We start from the raw sequence: 17,694 nt of genomic DNA, 5'->3' as shown, positions 1-17,694 counted from the left end.
AGGCTTTTTAATACATAATGAATTTTGATTTACATGAAGATGCATAAAAATGCAATATCATTTCTGTTTTATGCATAAAAACGCTATTTTTAAGAAAACATTACGCATGAGGTTTCCAATTATCACCTTTTTTATTGCATTATCCTGCGTTTTTAACGTTGCGATAGCACAGCAGTCCTTCAAATTTGCCCACGTAACAGACACGCATGTCGGTGGTGCAACAGGTGAGGAGGATTTGCGACGTACTGTAAAGGACCTGAATACATTGAAAGATATTGATTTTGTTATAGTCTCCGGAGATATCACCGAGTTTGGTGCTGATCATGAATTAAAGCTTGCGAAGCGAATCTTAGATAGTCTGCAGTTGCCTTGGTATGTGATTCCGGGAAATCACGATGGCAATTGGTCAGAAAATGGAGCCAACACGTTTCGCACCGTTTTTGGTGGCGAAACCTTTTTCTTTAAGCATAAAGGCTACGCATTCATTGGAACCAATTCAGGCCCCAATATGCGCATGAGTCCTGGTCAAATTCCTCGGGAAAACCTGGTTTGGATGGATTCCATTTTTGCAGCGAATCCGGATAAACAGCTACCATTGATCTATATTAATCATTATCCACAGGATTCATCGTTAAATAACTGGTTTGACGCACTGAAAAGAGTTAAAACGCGGAATGTCCAGTTGGCGCTTTGTGGGCATGGTCATGCCAATAAATTATACGATTGGGAAGGAATTCCGGGGGTGATGGGACGGTCTAATCTGCGTGCGAATAAAGCGGTTGGGGGTTATAATATCGTGACCATCGCCGATGGCAAAGCCAGTTATCAGGAACGTAATCCCGGTGTAGGAATGCAGGAGAAACCTTGGGTTGTTGTTCCAATGTTCGACCATCATTATGAAAATGAAACGATAAGCTACCCGAGACCAAGTTATGCTGTGAACGCAAAATATGCGGACCAGGTTAAAGTCAATTGGACGTTTGAAGACGCCAGCGATATCGGGGCGGGACTAGCCGTTTACAAAAATAGCGTGATTACATCAAATACCGCGGGCGATATCTTTGCGCTTGACTTAAAAACTGGCAAAAAGCTATGGGCATACCGTACCGGCGGTAAAGTTTATTCTACGCCTGCTGTGTGGAAAGGGATTGTCGTGGCGGGATCATCGGATCATGCAATTTATGCGGTAGATGCCGGTAATGGCAAGTTGTTGTGGAAGGTGGAGACTGAGAAGGCGGTTTTGGGTTCCCCTTTGCTACATGATGGCGTGGCTTTTATCGGTGGCTCGGATGGTAAGTTTAGAGCGCTGGACATCAAGACTGGAGCTGTAAAATGGAGTTTTGATCAGGTCAAAGGATTTGTATCGACGCTGCCAACGCATTATTTAGGGAATGTAATTTTCGGCTCTTGGAGTAATGGGTTCTATGCTTTAGATGCCAAAACGGGTAAGCTTTCGTGGGAATGGAATAATGGACAGGCCAATCGGATGTTTTCGGCGGCGGCATGTAATCCTGTAGGGACAAATAATCGTGTCTTTGTGGTTGCACCGGATCGTTTTATGACAGCATTGGATGCGAAAACGGGAGTGGTCATCTGGCGGGAAAAGAAAGATACCATTCGGGTACGTGAGTCTATGGGGCTAGCCGCAGATCATAAATTGGTCTATGTAAAGACGATGGATGGTGATCTTTTGGGTATTTCGGTTGCTGGTAACAGCATGGATGTTGCCTGGAAGTCCAAACTTAAATTGCCCTACGAATTGACACCTTCTGCTATTACTACCAACGGAAAATTGGTTTTTGTGCCGAGTCATTCGGGTTTGCTGTCTGGAGTTGACGCAAAAACAGGCGCTGTCGTATGGCAATATAAAATATCCAATGGAATGGTTAATCCTGTCGTGTTAGATGGAAGAAACACAGTGATAGCGAGTACGATGGATGGTAAAATAGTTTCATTACAGTTTTAAACAATCGATTGAATTGATCTTTTTGAAAATAAATGCCTTGATATGATAAAAAAATGTCTAAACTTCTTAAATTTACGTCAAGCTTTTTTGCTTGTTTTTGCATGTTTTGTTTGTAACTTTGCGGAAGCACAGCAAAATGCTTGGATTAGAATAAACCAATTGGGCTATACTCCAGCGGGCAAGAAGGTCGCGGTATGGGGCGGGAAATCAATCAGGCAGCTTCGTTCTTTTGAAATTAAAAACGCACAAACGGGTAAAACGGTCTATGTGCATCCTGTTGGAAAAGATTATGGGGCTTATGGTCCTTTTGTTCAGAGTTTTCGTTTTGATTTCTCTTCCGTGCAGGATACGGGGCGTTTTTTTGTTCAAGCTGGAGATGTAAAGTCTCCAACATTCCGAATTGCTCGGGACGTCTACAAAGGGGCGGCAGATTTTGTGTTGCGTTATATGCGGCAACAACGGACATTGTTTAACCCTTTTCTGAAAGATAGCTGCCATACACACGATGGGTTTACGCTTTATGCGGGAAAAGCCGGTATTCCGGATAGTTCGCATATCGATGCAGGTGGCGGCTGGCATGATGCCTCTGATTATCTGCAATATGCGACAACGTCGGCAAATGCTACATTTCATTTGCTAGCGGCTTACCGTGATTTTCCAAAGGTGTTTGGTGATCTAAAGCAAGCAAATGGTCTTGATGGAAAAAATTGCCGGGCCGATGTGCTCGATGAGGCAAAATGGGGCTTGGATTGGCTGTTGAAAATGCATCCCAAGGCCAACCAAATGTACAATCAGATTGGTGATGACCGGGATCATGCCAGCATGCGGATGCCAAAGGAAGATCCTTACTATGGTCGTGGATTTGAGAGACCGGTGTATTTTATCGATGGCGAGCCGCAACAGCGTGGTAAGTTTATGAATAATACAACAGGGACAAGCTCTACTGCTGGTAAATTTAGCAGTGCTTTTCGCCTCGGTGCAGTGTTGTTTGACAAAGAAGATCGGAAGTATGCAAAGTTGCTGTCGAGGAAATCGGAAACGGCTTATGCCTATGCAATGATAAAACCTGGCGTGACACAAACGGTTTCTGTGAAATCGCCCTATATTTATGCAGAGGATAATTGGGTAGATGATATGCAGTTGGCTGCAGCAATGGGTTTTTCGACGACAAAAAAGGAAAAATTTGCACGGGAAGCCTCACAGTATGCCCGACAAGAAAAGATTACACCTTGGATGGTAAGCGATACTGCTGCACATTATCAGTGGTACCCTTTTATCAACCTTGGACATTATGAATTGGCAAAAGGATTAAAAGGACAAGATCGCGAGGAGATTGTTTCCTATTATAAGCAGGGCATCGAAGAGGTCAATCGGCGAGCCGAAAAAAATGCATTTTTTCGGGGAGTTCCCTTTATCTGGTGCAGCAATAACTTAACCGTATCTTTTGCGATCCAATGCCTTTGGTATAAGGAATTGACGGGAGACGCATATTTTGACGAGCTTGCTCAGGCTAATTTTGACTGGTTATTTGGGACGAACCCCTGGGGAACGAGTATGGTATATGGTCTTCCATCTTGGGGCGATACGCCTGTTGATCCGCATTCGGCGTTTACCTTTCTAGGGAAACATCCGATCGACGGCGGATTGGTTGATGGGCCCATTATGGCATCCACGTACCGCAATCTGATTGGTATCAAGTTGAATAATCCGGATAGCTATGCGGAGTTTCAAAGTGATCTGGCGGTCTATCATGACGACTACGGAGATTATAGTACGAATGAGCCGACAATGGATGGTACCGCTTCGTTGATTTATCTGTTGGCTTCAAAGGAGGGTAAGGCCATGGAGGAGCCTACCGGAAAAAAGTAACACGGGATGTTTTTGGAGCTATTGTCCGGGGCGACTCGACAAAACGGCAGGTGGCCCTGGTGTTTACCGGTCATGATTTATCTGAGGGTACTGCTGAGGTATTAGCAAGTCTAAAGCATAATGGCGTTAAAGGCTCTTTTTTCCTGACAGGCGATTATCTCAGAACTCCAGGTTTTAAGCCGTATGTCCGTCAGATGTTAAGCGATGGCCATTGGATTTCGGGGCATTCCGATAAACATATTCTGGTGAGTGACTGGGGGAGTAGGGAGGTGCTTTTGGTCAAACGTGACTCTTTTGTCGCTGATCTAAAAGCAAACCTGAAAGCACTGGAAGGCGCGGGTGTCAAAAGAGAGCAGCTGTCCTATTATATTCCTTCTTATGAATGGTATAATAGTGAAACAGTCGACTGGGCAAAGGCAGTTGGTCTAAATTCGGTTAATTATACACCAGGAATACGTACTGCGGCTGATTATACCTATCCTGAAATGGGGGGGCGTTATTTATCGTCGACAGCGATTCTCGACAATCTCTGGTCTTACGAAGCTCGATATGGGCTCAATGGATTTTTGATATTGATTCATATGGGAACTGATGGTCGGCGGAAAGATAAGCTGTATCATCATTTGGATGATATCATTAGCATATTAAAGGGGAAAGGGTATCAACTTGTGGATGTACCCGATTTATTGAAATAAAGAAATACAATATATACTAATAATGGTAAATACAACGGAGAAAGATTCGAATTATCAGGATTTGGACAAGATGTCTGTGCATGAGTTATTGACAAATATCAATAATGAGGATAAATCTGTGCCACTTGCTGTAGAGCAGGCTATCCCTCAGATTGAAGCATTAGTCAAAGTCACTGTGGAGAAAATGAAGGCTGGTGGTCGAACTTTTTATATCGGCGCTGGTACAAGTGGCCGTTTGGGCGTGCTGGATGCGTCTGAATTACCTCCGACATACGGCGTTCCATTTGAATGGATCATTGGGTTGATTGCTGGTGGTGATACTGCAATTAGAAAAGCAGTTGAATTTGCAGAAGATGATCTGGAGCAAGCATGGAAAGATATGGAAGCGTATGATATTGATGAAAACGATGTTGTTATCGGCATTGCGGCTTCTGGAACCACACCTTATGTTATCGGCGGATTGAAAACGGCAAACGAGAAAGGGCTTGTGACGGGCTGTATTGTCTGTAACGGAGGGTCCCCGATTGCGGAAATAGCGCAGTATCCGGTTGAAGTTATTGTTGGGCCAGAATTTGTTACCGGGTCTACGCGAATGAAATCGGGTACAGCACAGAAACTTGTGTTAAATATGTTCAGTACCGCAGTGATGATCCAATTGGGTAGGGTAAAGGGGAACAAGATGGTCGATATGCAATTGTCAAACCATAAGCTGGTCGGTCGTGGTGTACGTATCATTATGGATCAGACCGGGGCGCTTGAAGAAGAAGCTGCGGCTTTGCTTGAGCAATTTGGTAATGTAAGACAGGCAATCGAAGCTTATCAGGATACCCATTGAGCATAACCTATTAAAATCACCTATTTAAAAACAAACTATGTCACCAGTAATATTATTATCTTTTATAATAATCTATTTTGCAGTTCTGCTTGCTGTAGCTCACTTCACCTCGAAGGGAGCTTCCGATAACTCGACTTTTTTTGTCGCAAACCGGAACTCTAAATGGTATATGGTCGCCTTTGGGATGATCGGTACCGCGCTCTCCGGCGTAACTTTTATCTCGGTTCCCGGCGCAGTCGGTGCGTCTGAATTTAGCTATTTTCAATTTGTTCTTGGGAACGCCGTTGGTTTTGTCATTATTGCCTATGTATTGCTTCCGCTCTATTATAGAATGAACTTGACTTCCATTTATACGTATTTGGAAGAACGTTTTGGGCACACCACGTACAAGACCGGTGCTGCTATTTTTTTGGTTTCCCGTACGATCGGTTCGGCGTTTCGTCTTTATCTGGTCGCAATCGTATTGCAGCATTTTATTTTTGATGCCTGGAATGTGCCTTTCGCGATTACGGTCGTTATATGTTTGGTGTTAATCTGGATGTATACAAACAAGGGTGGCTTAAAGACGATTATTGTGACAGATACCCTACAGACTACCTTTTTAGTGACCGCAGTAATTCTCTCTATCTATTTTATGGCCAAAGGATTAGATTTTGGTATCGTCGATACTTTCGAGGCTGTAAAAGAAAGTAGTTATTCCAAGATCTTTTTCTGGGATGATTTTGTCGGCAGTAAAGCAAATTTTTGGAAACAATTCTTGGGAGGAATTTTTGTGACCATTGCGATGACTGGGCTTGATCAGGATCTAATGCAAAAGAACTTATCGATGGGGACCATTAAAGAAGCCCAAAAGAACATGATCACTTTTACAAGTGTTTTTGTGGTCATTAATATTTTCTTTTTAGCTGTCGGTGCTTTGCTGTATATCTATGCGGCTAAAAACGGAATTGATGTGACTCAATTAGCAACACGCGATTATTTGTACCCAGAAATTGCATTAAACCACTTGGCTATTGTTCCTGCAATCATCTTTATGATGGGGTTAACGGCTGCTACTTTTGCAACGACAGATAGTGCGCTAACGGCATTGACAACATCTTTCTGTGTGGACTTTCTAAATTTCAATAAAAAAGAAAATCCCAATGATCCAGCGCTGATCAAGCAGCGTAATTATGTGCATTTTGGTTTTTCCATTGTGATGCTGTTGGTTATTCTGGTCTTTAAGCTGATCAATGATGACTCGGTCGTCAATGCAATCTTTACTGCGGCGAGTTATACCTATGGACCTTTATTGGGTTTATTCGTTTTCGGAATATTCACAAAATATGCCGTGCGGGATAACGCTGTACCTTATATCTGTGTACTTTCGCCTACCGTCTTATTTTTGCTTAAAACCTATGTTATTGAAGTGTATACACCTTATGTTATCGGATTGGATTTGATCATTATTAATGGTTTTATCACGTTTGTGATGCTTTTGATCAGTTCTCCAGGTAAAGCAAGTGAAAAAGCATTGTCCCATAATTAATGCATTCCAGTGATAAAAAGTTTCTCCATTGGTGAGAAGATGTAAATACAAGTATTGATTTTGATTTGTACGTACAGAAAAATTAAGTTAAGTTTGATATACTAAGTTTTTCTGTACGTATGTATCATAGCATAAATGAGACTACGGAGTTTATCCGTAGAAAAATTGGAGATTTTACTCCAGAGTTCGGTATCATCCTAGGTACTGGTTTAGGTAAGTTGGTGGATGAAATTGAAGTCGAGTATCAGCTGATGTATTCCAATATACCAAATTTCCCCATTTCGACTGTTGAATTTCATTCTGGTAAGCTCATTTTTGGAAAATTGAGTGGCCGCAATGTGGTTGCTATGCAGGGGAGGTTGCATTATTATGAAGGTTACGATATGCAACAAATTACCTTTCCGATCCGTATCATGAAAGTTTTGGGGGTACAAAAATTGTTTGTTTCCAACGCTGCGGGCTCCCTGAATCCTGATGTGAAAAAAGGTGACCTTGGAATTATTGAAGATCATATCAATTTGTTGCCGGATAATCCGCTACGCGGACAGAATTTGGCCGAGTTTGGTCCACGATTTCCCGATATGAGTGAGGCTTATAACCGAGAAATGATCGTACAGGCTCTTGAGATCGCAGCAAAGCATGATATTAATGCACGAAAAGTTGTTTATGTTTCCTCTGCAGGTCCAAATCTGGAAACAAAAGCGGAATATCGCTATATGCGTCTGATCGGTGGCGATGTGGTCGGTATGAGTACCGTTCCAGAAGTAATTGTCGCTAATCATATGGCGCTTCCGGTATTTGCGATTTCTGTTGTTACGGATGAAGGTTTTTACGAGGATCTTAAACCCGTTTCCTTGCAGGAAATTGTCAGTGTTGCGGAGAAAGCGGAACCTAAAATGACGTTAATTTTGAAAGAATTAATAGCTTTGCAATAAATTGTCTTTTCATGTATCATCTTTGATGGCCAAAGTTGATGGATTGGTGGATATTTGAGAGTAATTTGTTCATTCAGGTGAATTTAGCTTTTTTGGTTTTTATATAATTTTAGATGAAGTTGATCGTACGCATACTTGCCGCATGGTGTGTTTTATTTGTTTATTCCATGGATGTTATTGCCCAGAGCAAGGAAGAGTGGAGTAGTGCATTGGATTCGGCTAGGGCAAAGGAAGATGGGAAGAAAGATTCTGTCATCCTTTCTGCGAAGTATATCCGATATGCCACACTGGATATGTTAAAAAAAGGAACTTATACACGGCAGATCGATACATCACATCATAATTATCAATATTATAATCCGCAGAATTTACCCTGGAATCCCAGCGTGAACCTTGGGGCTTATGGTCTTGCTACACGGGATCTATTGTTCCAACCTAAAAAGACTATTGGCTTTCAGTCTGGTTTTACAGCATTGGAACGTTATTTATTGAACCCCGATTCGATCCAATATTTTAGGGCCCGGGCGAGGTACTCCGAACTGTCGGCTGTGGGATTCTTTTTTAATGACCAAGTCTTTAGGGCACGGGTAGCACAGAATATCAATTCTCAGTGGAATATGAATGTCGATTTCCATTCGACCAAAACGGATGGATTTTATCTTGGGCAGAATTATTCGGATTTAAAGGCTTCAGTTGCTTCTTGGTATGAATCGAAAAATAACCGGTATAATTTGTTGATCAATGGCGTATTTAATCGTTTGGATGCCATGGAGAATGGTTCTATTACGGAGGATCTTCCATTTGCACCCGGAAACAGGCAGTCTCCGGACCGGTTTATACCGAAATTCAATGATCCGAGTAAAACAAATGTACCGCGATCCAAATGGTGGGATAACTCATTGTTTCTACGTCAATCGCTTTATTTAGGGCGATTGGATACAATCGATAAAGGAAAGCCGACCATGCAGATCCATCCGACCAATAGCATGGCGCATAATACGCGCATAAGAAGACAGACCTATAATTTCTTCAAGAACATGGATGACCAAAATGCGGCATTGCCTTACAATAATAAGGCATTGGCGCTGAACAGTGATAAGACGCTGATCACGAATGTTTCCAATGAATTTGAATATAACTTTTTTCTCAGAGGAAAGTCGGTCTTTAAGAATGAGGCGAAACTAAATTTGGCTTTTCAGCACGACATGAACTGGGTGGAGCAGCATCAGTTGGACTCCATGCGCTATTATAACAATACTTCAGCCTATCCACAGCCGCTGAAGAAATTGCCGGATAGCACCACATTTGATCGCTTTTATCAAAATGGAATCGTGAAAGGTGAATTAGGGTATAAGTTTTCAGATCGTCTTGATTTTAGTTTAAAAGCGAATCAGATTGTATTTGGTCACAACTTTGGGGATTTCTTGTATGAAGCTAAAGCGGATATCTCCATGGGTGATAAAATTGGAAAGGTGACCCTGTCGGCTTATTCACAGAATAAATCGCCAGAGATGGTTTTCGAGAATTTAAATTATACCTACGGAAAATGGAATGATTTAGATCTTAAAAAGACGAAAATTCAGAATCTGGGTTTTCAATATGCCAATCCGATGCTTGGTTTCCATGGTAAGGTGGAGTATTTTTTGATGAACAATTATACCTATTTCGAAGAGTTGTCCAATCCACAGAACGATCCTAAAAAGGATAAATGGATTGTTCCGGCACAATTGGACAAAGCGAATTTGTTGAAGGTAAGTGTTGGACAAAAATTTAAATTAAACCATTTTACCCTCGATAATCTCGTGGTCTATCAAAAGACAGATCAACAGAACACACTGGCTGTTCCGGAGCTGTATACTTGGCATAGTTTGTATTACAGTAACCTGTTTTATAAAGTTATTGATTATAGTATCGGTCTGGACGCAAAGTTCAATACACCTTATGCCAATCCGAATTATTCAATTGGGACGGGACAGTTTTACAATGCTTACAAACAGATTGAGTTTTCGACATATCCAATCATGGATCTATGGATTACAGCGAATATACAACGGGTGAATATGTTTTTGAGTTATAATTTTTTAAATCAGAACTTCTATCCGCATGGTTACTATACGGTCAGACGTTATCCGATGAATAGTGCTAATTTTAGATTTGGTATTTCTTGGAAGTTCTATGATTAAAAATTATTTCGGTGTTTCTTAGCTTGTTGTGATATTAAAGGCATAAAATCTTATAAAATAATTTTGAGAATAGAATTTTTAAGCTATATTTGCACACGCAATTAGGGAACGGCGTTCTTTAAAAAAGTATGGAGGCTTAGCTCAGCTGGTTCAGAGCATCTGCCTTACAAGCAGAGGGTCACAGGTTCGAATCCTGTAGCCTCCACCATACAAAGTCGGAGAATTAGCTCAGCTGGTTCAGAGCATCTGCCTTACAAGCAGAGGGTCACTGGTTCGAATCCAGTATTCTCCACCAATCCAAAACGGAGGCTTAGCTCAGCTGGTTCAGAGCATCTGCCTTACAAGCAGAGGGTCACAGGTTCGAATCCTGTAGCCTCCACAAAAGCATCATCAATTGGTGCTTTTTTTTCGTTAGGGGGTTTAGCTCAGCTGGTTTAGAGCACTACCTCGACAAGGTAGGGGTCACTGGTTCGAACCCAGTAATCCCCACGATAAAAAAAGCGTTCTTCATGAACGCTTTTTTTATGGGCTGAATTCGCTGTAAATTTGAAAGTCCCCGATCCGGTATTCAATCTATCTCGGGAATCTTTCGCATTTATTTTCTAACTATTTCCGTTTCTTCCCTAGTTTAATTCCGTAACCTGTTGTCCATTCAATAAAATCAGCTTTACCGCCATGGGCTTTAATGGAAACACCGGCAAAGAAATCTTTGTAAACTTTATAACGTACTCCTGCTCTTAAATACACGGGCATGCTCTCGCCATTGAATTCGTTGCGATGAAGATAGACTCCTACATTTCCGTTGATATAAAGGCGTGAATTTAACACATGATCAATGTAGAATGCGGGGCCGTAAGAAAATAAGGCGGAGAATTTTCCGGCTTTGTCGCCGGCAACCTTCTCGTCGTTTCCACTGGCTGAATAAAATGCATCAAACCCAGCGCCAAGCCGCCATTTGTAGCCGAAATGCTTGCTGTAGTATGCACCTAGCATAGATTTAAAATATTGGCTATCGTGTTCGCGATCAATCTGTTTGAAGCCAAAGGCATAGTTGAAATGGAGTTCCTCTGTTTTCTCCATTTGTGGAATACTACTTTTTCTATAATCAAAAGGCTTGTTTGTTGGTGTATACGAAACCGATAGGCTCAAGGGGACGAGGTTTATCCCTGTGTTCGGTAATGCCAGGGCGCCATTGCTGAAGTGGTGGAAGGCTGCACCAGCCCCTACCTGAAAGTTTTTATTTAGGCGGTAGTTGACCTGAAGTCCAAGATCAATAAATACATTGTTTTTGCTGCCAATAAGTAGGTTGAACGGATTGTCCTCCTCATTGTAGGGGTTGAATCTCTCGGAAAGACCGAGCGCAATGCGGTAGTTGAAATTCCATCTTGAATTTACTTTTGGCCGAATAGGAATGGCAACAAAGCCATAGGCGGCGAAAGGTCGTCCGAGGTGCTCCTGACCAAAAGTACTGCTGTAGATGCCTATGCCGTATATTGGATAGTTGTATATTTCATTGTAAATACTCTTTAATGAGTCTTGAAACTGGGTCTGAAAACCGACTCTAAAATTTAACCCACTATAGTATGAGTCAGCAAGGGTTTCTTTGGAGCGCTCATTGAATTTGAGTTCGCCCCCGCTTTCATGTTCAAGTTGGAATATAAGTCTCGTCTTAGCTGGGGTACGGCTTTGTAAAGTGTCATTCGGATTTTCTATTCGGGGTGTGACCTGTGCTGTGGCACGAAAGGAGAGCAGTGTCAGGGCCACAAAAGCAAGTATTCTTGATCTCATGAAATAAAACGTTAGCGTTTTTTAAAATTTTTGCAAAAATAAGAATGATATATCATTGTAACAACAGTATTTAAACAGTAGCGAAATCAAGTTATAAAAAATGCCATTTTTCAGCCACACCATGTCGGTTAGTGGTGAGAGAAATTAGGCAGCTTAACTATCAGGCTGTCAAATGGGTAAATAATTATTGTTTATGTCTTTAATTATATTGCATATAAAAAGCAATTTATCTAAGTTTGAGGTGAAAAGAAAAAGGAAATATGATTAAAAACCTATTTAGAATTACTGCTGTTACGTTTGCACTAACAACAGCAGGGTGTGCTTTGTTTGCTCAAAACGCCAAATTTGATTGGAAAGAAGCATCTGAGGGGGGTTACACCTACAAGTACGTCACGAATGACCCTACACATTCACGGTTTTACAAGTTAAAAAATGGCTTAACGGTGATTTTGAGCCCGACCAAAAAAGAACCACGTATCCAAACTTACATTGCGACAAAAGCGGGGAGCAAAACAGACCCGAAAGATCACACCGGTTTGGCCCATTATCTGGAGCATATGCTGTTTAAAGGAACCGATAAATTTGGTTCTAAAGACTGGGCAAAGGAAAAACCTTTGTTAGATCAGATTGATGCGCTCTATGAGAAATACAATGGTACAACAGATGAAACCGAACGGAAAGCAATCTATAAGGAAATCGATAAAGTATCTGGAGAGGCTGCGAAATATGCTATTGCGAATGAGTACGATAAATTGATGGCATCAATGGGGGCGGAAGGTACTAATGCATTCACCTCATTTGAGCAGACAGTCTATCAGGAGCAAATTCCTAGTAATGTAATGGATAAGTATCTCGCTGTACAGGCAGAACGGTTTAGATATCCGGTATTGCGTCTGTTCCATACTGAGCTGGAAGCTGTGTATGAAGAGAAAAATATCAGTCTGGATAAAGATAATCGTAAGGCTGTAGAATCGATGTTTTCAGCTGCTTTTCCTAATAATAATTATGGAAAGCAGACGACAATTGGTACTGTAGAGCACCTTAAAAACCCATCTTTGAAAGCGATTCGTGAATATTTTCACACCTACTATGTCCCTAACAATATGGGGGTTATTATGTCGGGTGATTTTGATCCTACAGAGGTGGTGAAAAAGGTGGATAAGGCCTTTGCTTTTATGCAGGCGAAAGAAATTCCGGCCTACACGTTTGATGCAGAGAAACCAATTTTAACTCCTGTTGTCCGCGAGGTTAAAGGTCCGGATGCTGAATTTATGTTAATGGGATTCCGTTTTCCTGGCGCTGCAACAAAGGATGCCCGTATGCTCAATCTGATGAGTCAGATCTTGACAAATGGTTCTGCCGGTCTGATTGATCTGGATTTGGTGAAGAATCAAAAATTATTAGGTGCAGGTGCTTTTCCGTATGTGTTAAAAGACTATTCTCTGCTTCTGTTGCAGGGTAATCCTGGTCAGGGACAGAGCTTGGAACAGGTGCAACAGCTGCTGTTACAAGAATTGGCAAAATTGAGAAAAGGAGAGTTTTCGGATGAGCTGATCACGGCGATTGTGAACAACGCTAAGAAAGACGAAATCAAGCAAAATGAAAGTTATGGTGATCGTGCTGAATCATTGATGGATGCCTTTACTTCGGGTCAGGATTGGGCGTCTGTCGTGGGCTATTCGGATGAGTTGAATAAAATCACCAAGCAAGATGTGGTTGATTTTGCTAACAAATATTTGAATGACAATAATTATGTTGTTGTTTATAAGCGTAAGGGAGTTGATAATAATGTCGTTAAAGTTGTTAAACCTGAGATTACTCCCGTAACGGTCAATCGTGATGACCAGTCTGATTTCTTGAAGAAAGTAGAAGCATTGCCAGAGGATAAAATTCAGCCGGTATGGGTAGATTATAACAAAGATATTCAGAAGGCTACTGCAAACGGTTTGCCAGTACTTGCTGTAAAGAACTCAGATAATGAACTGTTTTCGCTGTCTTATCGTTTTGATGGTGGAAAATGGAGCAATAAATTGCTTTCATTGGCTGCGGGTTATCTAGAATTTTTAGGTACAAAAGATAAATCCAGTGAGCAGTTTAGCAAGGATTTTTATCAATTGGCGTCTGATTTTTCAGTGTCTGCAGGAAATGAAGAAACTATGGTGTCGATTTCAGGCTTGAATTCAAACTTTATAGCTACACAGAACTTGATTCAGGATTTATTGCGTAATTGTGTTGCTGACCAGGAGGCTTTCAAAATGTATATTGCCCGTCTTAAAAAAGCGAGAGCAAATGCGAAAGAAAACAAGGGAGCGATCATGGAGGGCCTAAAATCTTATGCTAAATACGGCGCTAAAAATCCATTTAATAATGTGTTTACAGACGCGGAATTGGATGCTTTAAAAGCGGAGGATTTGGTGAAGGCATTGCACGATTTGGCTAATATGAAACATACGATGCTTTATTTTGGCCCGTTAACTGCCGCGGAATTTGTAGCGAAAGCGAAGCCTTTGAAACAAGGGGCTGGAGAGTATATTCCGGCGAAAAAGGCGGTCGTGTTCGCAGAATTGCCAACAAGCAAGAACCAGGTTCTTTTTGCTAATTTCGAAATGAAGCAGGCTGAAGTATTTTGGTATAGAAGCTCAGGAGTATACAGTAGTGCCTTGACACCGACTGTTTCTCTGTTTAATAATTACTTTGGTGGCGGCATGGGAAGTATTGTCTTCCAGACTATCCGTGAATCGAAAGCATTGGCTTATTCAACTTATGCCTATTATGGACAGCCTTATAAAAAAGAAAACCATTACACCGTTGGGGCCTATGTTGGGACGCAGGCTGATAAGTTTAACGATGCGATTAAAGGCATGAATGAGCTGCTGGATGTGTTGCCTGAAAGCGCTAAAGGGTTGGATATTGCGAAAGTAAGTCTGGAAAAATCAATTGCCAGTGAACGTGTGTTGAATGCGTCTATATTAGGTAGTTATCTAGCTGCACAACGTTTGGGAAATGCAACTGATATTCGTAAAGTTGTCTATGAGCAAGCGCCAAAATTAACTTATGGTGACCTAAGCACTTTCCATAAGAAAGAGATGAGTCAAAAGCCGTACGTTTATTGTATTGTAGCGAAGGAAGAAAGTCTTAAGCCAGAGGATCTTGCGAAACTGGGCGAGGTTAAAAAGCTGGATCTTAAAGAGATCTTCGGCTATTAGATCCCGGATTGCTTGTCTTAAGAATTAGATTAGCGTATGATACGAAAGAAGCCTCCGGTGTTTGCCGGAGGCTTCTTTCGTATCAGGTTTTGTGATGCCCTTTGTTTTTTATTCTTGTTTCACGCTACGGAATCCTTGTTTCACTGTTCGCGAGTAGGATTAGTTTTAAGGTGAATTCGCTATCATGGCTACTAAAACTAGCGTATTAAAACCGGATAATCTCCTCAATCTGTTCGTTGATAAATTGCAGCGTATCTTCTTTGAATAACTGCCCTTCATCATTCAGTTCGTTCTGAACATTGGGTAGAAAGATCTTAAGGGGAAGCACGTGCATTCTTAAGTAGTGGCATATGCCCGTCAGGTGATCTATGCCGCGGAGGTTGCCATAGCGACCTGAGGATAACCCAACCAATGCAGCTTTCTTGTGATAAAAACTAATCGGAAATGTACAGCAGTCAATGAACAGTTTCAGTGCTCCTGGAATACTTCCATTGTATTCGGGAGCGATGAAAATAAATAGCTCAGCTTTACTGACCATTTCTTGGATGGGTTCAAATGCGGTGCTTCTTTTTCCGTAAAGATCTGTTTCTAAAATGTTTGCTGGTAGATCTTCCAACGAAAAGATGTTACTTTCAATTGACTTACGATCAAGTAATTGCTGGTAGCATTTTGCTATTTTTAACGTCTTACTATTGGGACGGTTTGTTCCGGATATTATTAAAATCATTGTGTTGTTGATACTTATAAAAAGCGCATTTTCAAAGTGGATACATATCTTGATTTTTTGTATCTTAGCATCCTGAGGATATGTGCTTTCGATCAATCAAAAGTACGAAATATGCTGAATTAGTTTTGTTAATTTGAATCGCAGATTAAAATTTGGGCAAATTGATCTTCAGAGACGTGAAATGTAGTATAAAATGACATTTTAATTAAGAAAGGTTTTCATTCAAGATGGGAAAAGTAATTGCAATCGCAAATCAAAAGGGTGGGGTCGGAAAAACCACAACGTCAATTAATTTGGCGGCTAGTTTGGCGGTTTTAGAATATAAAACATTGTTGGTCGATGCAGATCCCCAAGCAAACTCTACTTCTGGGATTGGCTTTGACCCTCGTACAATCAGCGCAAGTGTATACGAATGTTTAGTGAATGATTTGGATCCTCGTGAGGCTATTCAATCAACAGAAACGCCAAATTTGGATCTTTTACCGGCTCATATTGATTTGGTTGGGGCAGAAATTGAGATGATCAATATGCACGAAAGGGAGTACAAGATGAAAAAAATCTTGGATCAGGTGAAACAGGATTATGATTTTATTATCATCGATTGTTCACCTTCCTTAGGCTTAATTACAATCAATGCACTATCTGCTTCGGACTCAGTTATCATTCCGGTACAGTGCGAATACTTTGCCCTAGAAGGACTTGGTAAGTTGTTGAACACAATTAAAATCGTTCAAAACCGTTTAAATACAAGTTTGGAGATCGAAGGAATTTTGTTGACCATGTATGATGTTCGTTTAAGATTGTCAAATCAGGTGGTCGAGGAAGTGAAAACACATTTCACAGATTTAGTTTTTGATACGATTATTCAGCGAAATACCCGTTTGAGCGAAGCTCCAAGCTTTGGAATTTCTGTTATCATGCATGATGCGTCCTGCAAAGGGGCAATAAATTATTTGAATTTGGCACGCGAGATTTTACAGAAAAATGGGCATCTTAATGAAATGAATAAAACAGTAACCGCATAATATGGCAGCACATCAGCGTAAAACAGGACTGGGAAGAGGCTTAGGTGCGCTATTAAACGATAGTGTAGAAGTTCCTGCTAAAGGTAATCAGCAAGTGGAAGAAGCTCCTCTAGTTACACCAACTGCAGTAAAAACAACAAAAGAGAATGGCAGTATCAGCCATGTCCGTGTAGAAGAAATATCTGTCAACCCTTTTCAGCCGCGTACAGAATTTGATCCGGTTGCCTTACAGGAGTTATCGGAATCGATTATTTTACAGGGTTTAATTCAGCCGATTACCGTACGTAAAATTTCGGACGGAAATTATCAGTTGATTTCCGGAGAGCGGCGTCTCCGCGCTTCGCGCTTGGCCGGTATCACCGAAATTCCAGCGTATATCCGTACCGCCAACGACCAGCAGATGCTGGAGATGGCCCTGATTGAGAATATTCAACGGGAGAACTTAAATGCTATTGAAGTAGCCTTAAGCTTTCAGCGCATGATTGAGGAGTGTAATTTAAAACAGGAAGAATTGGGTGAACGTGTTAGTAAAAACCGTTCTACTGTTACAAATTATCTCCGTTTATTAAAACTTCCACCTGTCATTCAAGCGGCAATACGCGATGGAGCCTTGACTATGGGACATGCTCGTGCCCTGATTAATATTCCAGAGGTTGATAAGCAGCTTTATATCTTTAAGTTGATTATTGATCAAGGTTTATCCGTCCGTAAGGCGGAGGAGTTGGTTCGTGAGTTACAAAAAGGCGGTAAGAAAAAAGCTGGAAAAGATAAAGCTCCGATGTCTTTTCAATTGCAGAAAATTGAAGATGATCTGGCGTCGAAATTTTCTTCTCGTGTCAAATTGAATCTGAAGAGCACGAAAGGAAAGGGTGCTATTGAGATACCTTTTGAGTCGGAAGATGATTTAAGTCGCATTCTTGAATTGTTAGATTGGTAA

The 17,694-nt window shown here is 41.2% G+C and carries 12 protein-coding genes and 4 tRNA genes; 14 read left to right on the top strand and 2 right to left on the bottom strand.

Annotation, left to right across the window (positions count from 1 at the left end; translation table 11 throughout):
* The first annotated feature begins 106 nt into the window (after window positions 1-106).
* The 11 genes from B3297_RS14285 (at window position 107) to B3297_RS14235 (ending at window position 10,500) form a co-directional block, all read left to right on the top strand.
* Window positions 107-1,966, top strand: coding sequence for a PQQ-binding-like beta-propeller repeat protein (locus B3297_RS14285; RefSeq protein WP_286779055.1), 1,860 nt, complete (start codon window positions 107-109; stop codon window positions 1,964-1,966).
* Window positions 1,967-2,008: 42 nt separating this feature from the next.
* Window positions 2,009-3,835 (top strand): glycoside hydrolase family 9 protein, encoded by a 1,827-nt coding sequence (locus B3297_RS14280; protein ID WP_286710251.1) that lies wholly within the window; start codon window positions 2,009-2,011, stop codon window positions 3,833-3,835.
* 50 nt (window positions 3,836-3,885) lie between these two features.
* Window positions 3,886-4,530, top strand: coding sequence for a polysaccharide deacetylase family protein (locus B3297_RS14275; protein ID WP_286779054.1), 645 nt, complete (start codon window positions 3,886-3,888; stop codon window positions 4,528-4,530).
* A 22-nt stretch (window positions 4,531-4,552) separates the two neighbouring features.
* Window positions 4,553-5,365: an N-acetylmuramic acid 6-phosphate etherase gene (murQ, locus tag B3297_RS14270; protein WP_046672659.1), complete on the top strand. Its 813-nt coding sequence runs from the start codon at window positions 4,553-4,555 to the stop codon at window positions 5,363-5,365.
* A gap of 37 nt (window positions 5,366-5,402) precedes the next feature.
* Complete coding sequence (locus B3297_RS14265; RefSeq protein WP_115046435.1) at window positions 5,403-6,893, top strand: sodium:solute symporter; 1,491 nt, start codon at window positions 5,403-5,405, stop codon at window positions 6,891-6,893.
* A gap of 119 nt (window positions 6,894-7,012) precedes the next feature.
* Window positions 7,013-7,828 carry a purine-nucleoside phosphorylase gene (locus B3297_RS14260; protein ID WP_115046437.1) on the top strand — a complete coding sequence of 272 codons (816 nt, stop codon included), beginning with the start codon at window positions 7,013-7,015 and terminating at the stop codon, window positions 7,826-7,828.
* Between the two features lie 113 nt (window positions 7,829-7,941).
* Entirely contained in the window at window positions 7,942-10,011 is a 2,070-nt protein-coding gene (locus tag B3297_RS14255; RefSeq protein WP_286779053.1) for a putative porin, read from the top strand.
* Between the two features lie 130 nt (window positions 10,012-10,141).
* A tRNA-Val gene (locus B3297_RS14250) sits at window positions 10,142-10,219 on the top strand.
* Between the two features lie 9 nt (window positions 10,220-10,228).
* Window positions 10,229-10,306, top strand: a tRNA-Val gene (locus B3297_RS14245).
* A 9-nt stretch (window positions 10,307-10,315) separates the two neighbouring features.
* Window positions 10,316-10,390, top strand: a tRNA-Val gene (locus B3297_RS14240).
* A gap of 35 nt (window positions 10,391-10,425) precedes the next feature.
* Window positions 10,426-10,500, top strand: a tRNA-Val gene (locus B3297_RS14235).
* Window positions 10,501-10,617: 117 nt separating this feature from the next.
* Here the strand turns inward: B3297_RS14235 and B3297_RS14230 are convergent.
* Entirely contained in the window at window positions 10,618-11,799 is a 1,182-nt protein-coding gene (locus B3297_RS14230; RefSeq protein ID WP_286779052.1) for an acyloxyacyl hydrolase, read from the bottom strand.
* A gap of 260 nt (window positions 11,800-12,059) precedes the next feature.
* Here B3297_RS14230 and B3297_RS14225 point away from each other — a divergent pair, with 260 nt between their 5' ends.
* On the top strand, window positions 12,060-15,005 hold the full coding sequence (locus B3297_RS14225; protein ID WP_112375042.1) for a M16 family metallopeptidase: 2,946 nt from the start codon (window positions 12,060-12,062) through the stop codon (window positions 15,003-15,005).
* A gap of 205 nt (window positions 15,006-15,210) precedes the next feature.
* On the opposite strand, the gene B3297_RS14220 is transcribed toward B3297_RS14225, so the two are convergent.
* Window positions 15,211-15,732 (bottom strand): NADPH-dependent FMN reductase, encoded by a 522-nt coding sequence (locus tag B3297_RS14220; protein ID WP_112375441.1) that lies wholly within the window; start codon window positions 15,730-15,732, stop codon window positions 15,211-15,213.
* 227 nt (window positions 15,733-15,959) lie between these two features.
* On the opposite strand from B3297_RS14220, the gene B3297_RS14215 reads away from it, so the two are divergent.
* The gene (locus B3297_RS14215) at window positions 15,960-16,757 is read left to right on the top strand and encodes a ParA family protein (protein ID WP_070561294.1); all 798 of its coding nucleotides are present in this window, start codon (window positions 15,960-15,962) and stop codon (window positions 16,755-16,757) included.
* A gap of 1 nt (window position 16,758) precedes the next feature.
* Window positions 16,759-17,694, top strand: coding sequence for a ParB/RepB/Spo0J family partition protein (locus tag B3297_RS14210; RefSeq protein ID WP_112375041.1), 936 nt, complete (start codon window positions 16,759-16,761; stop codon window positions 17,692-17,694).

Source organism: Sphingobacterium sp. UBA3519 (genome assembly GCF_002377215.1).
Lineage (GTDB): Bacteria > Bacteroidota > Bacteroidia > Sphingobacteriales > Sphingobacteriaceae > Sphingobacterium > Sphingobacterium multivorum.
The sequence above is the reverse complement of the archived record's forward strand: the minus strand, read 5'-3'. Positions and strand labels throughout refer to the sequence as shown.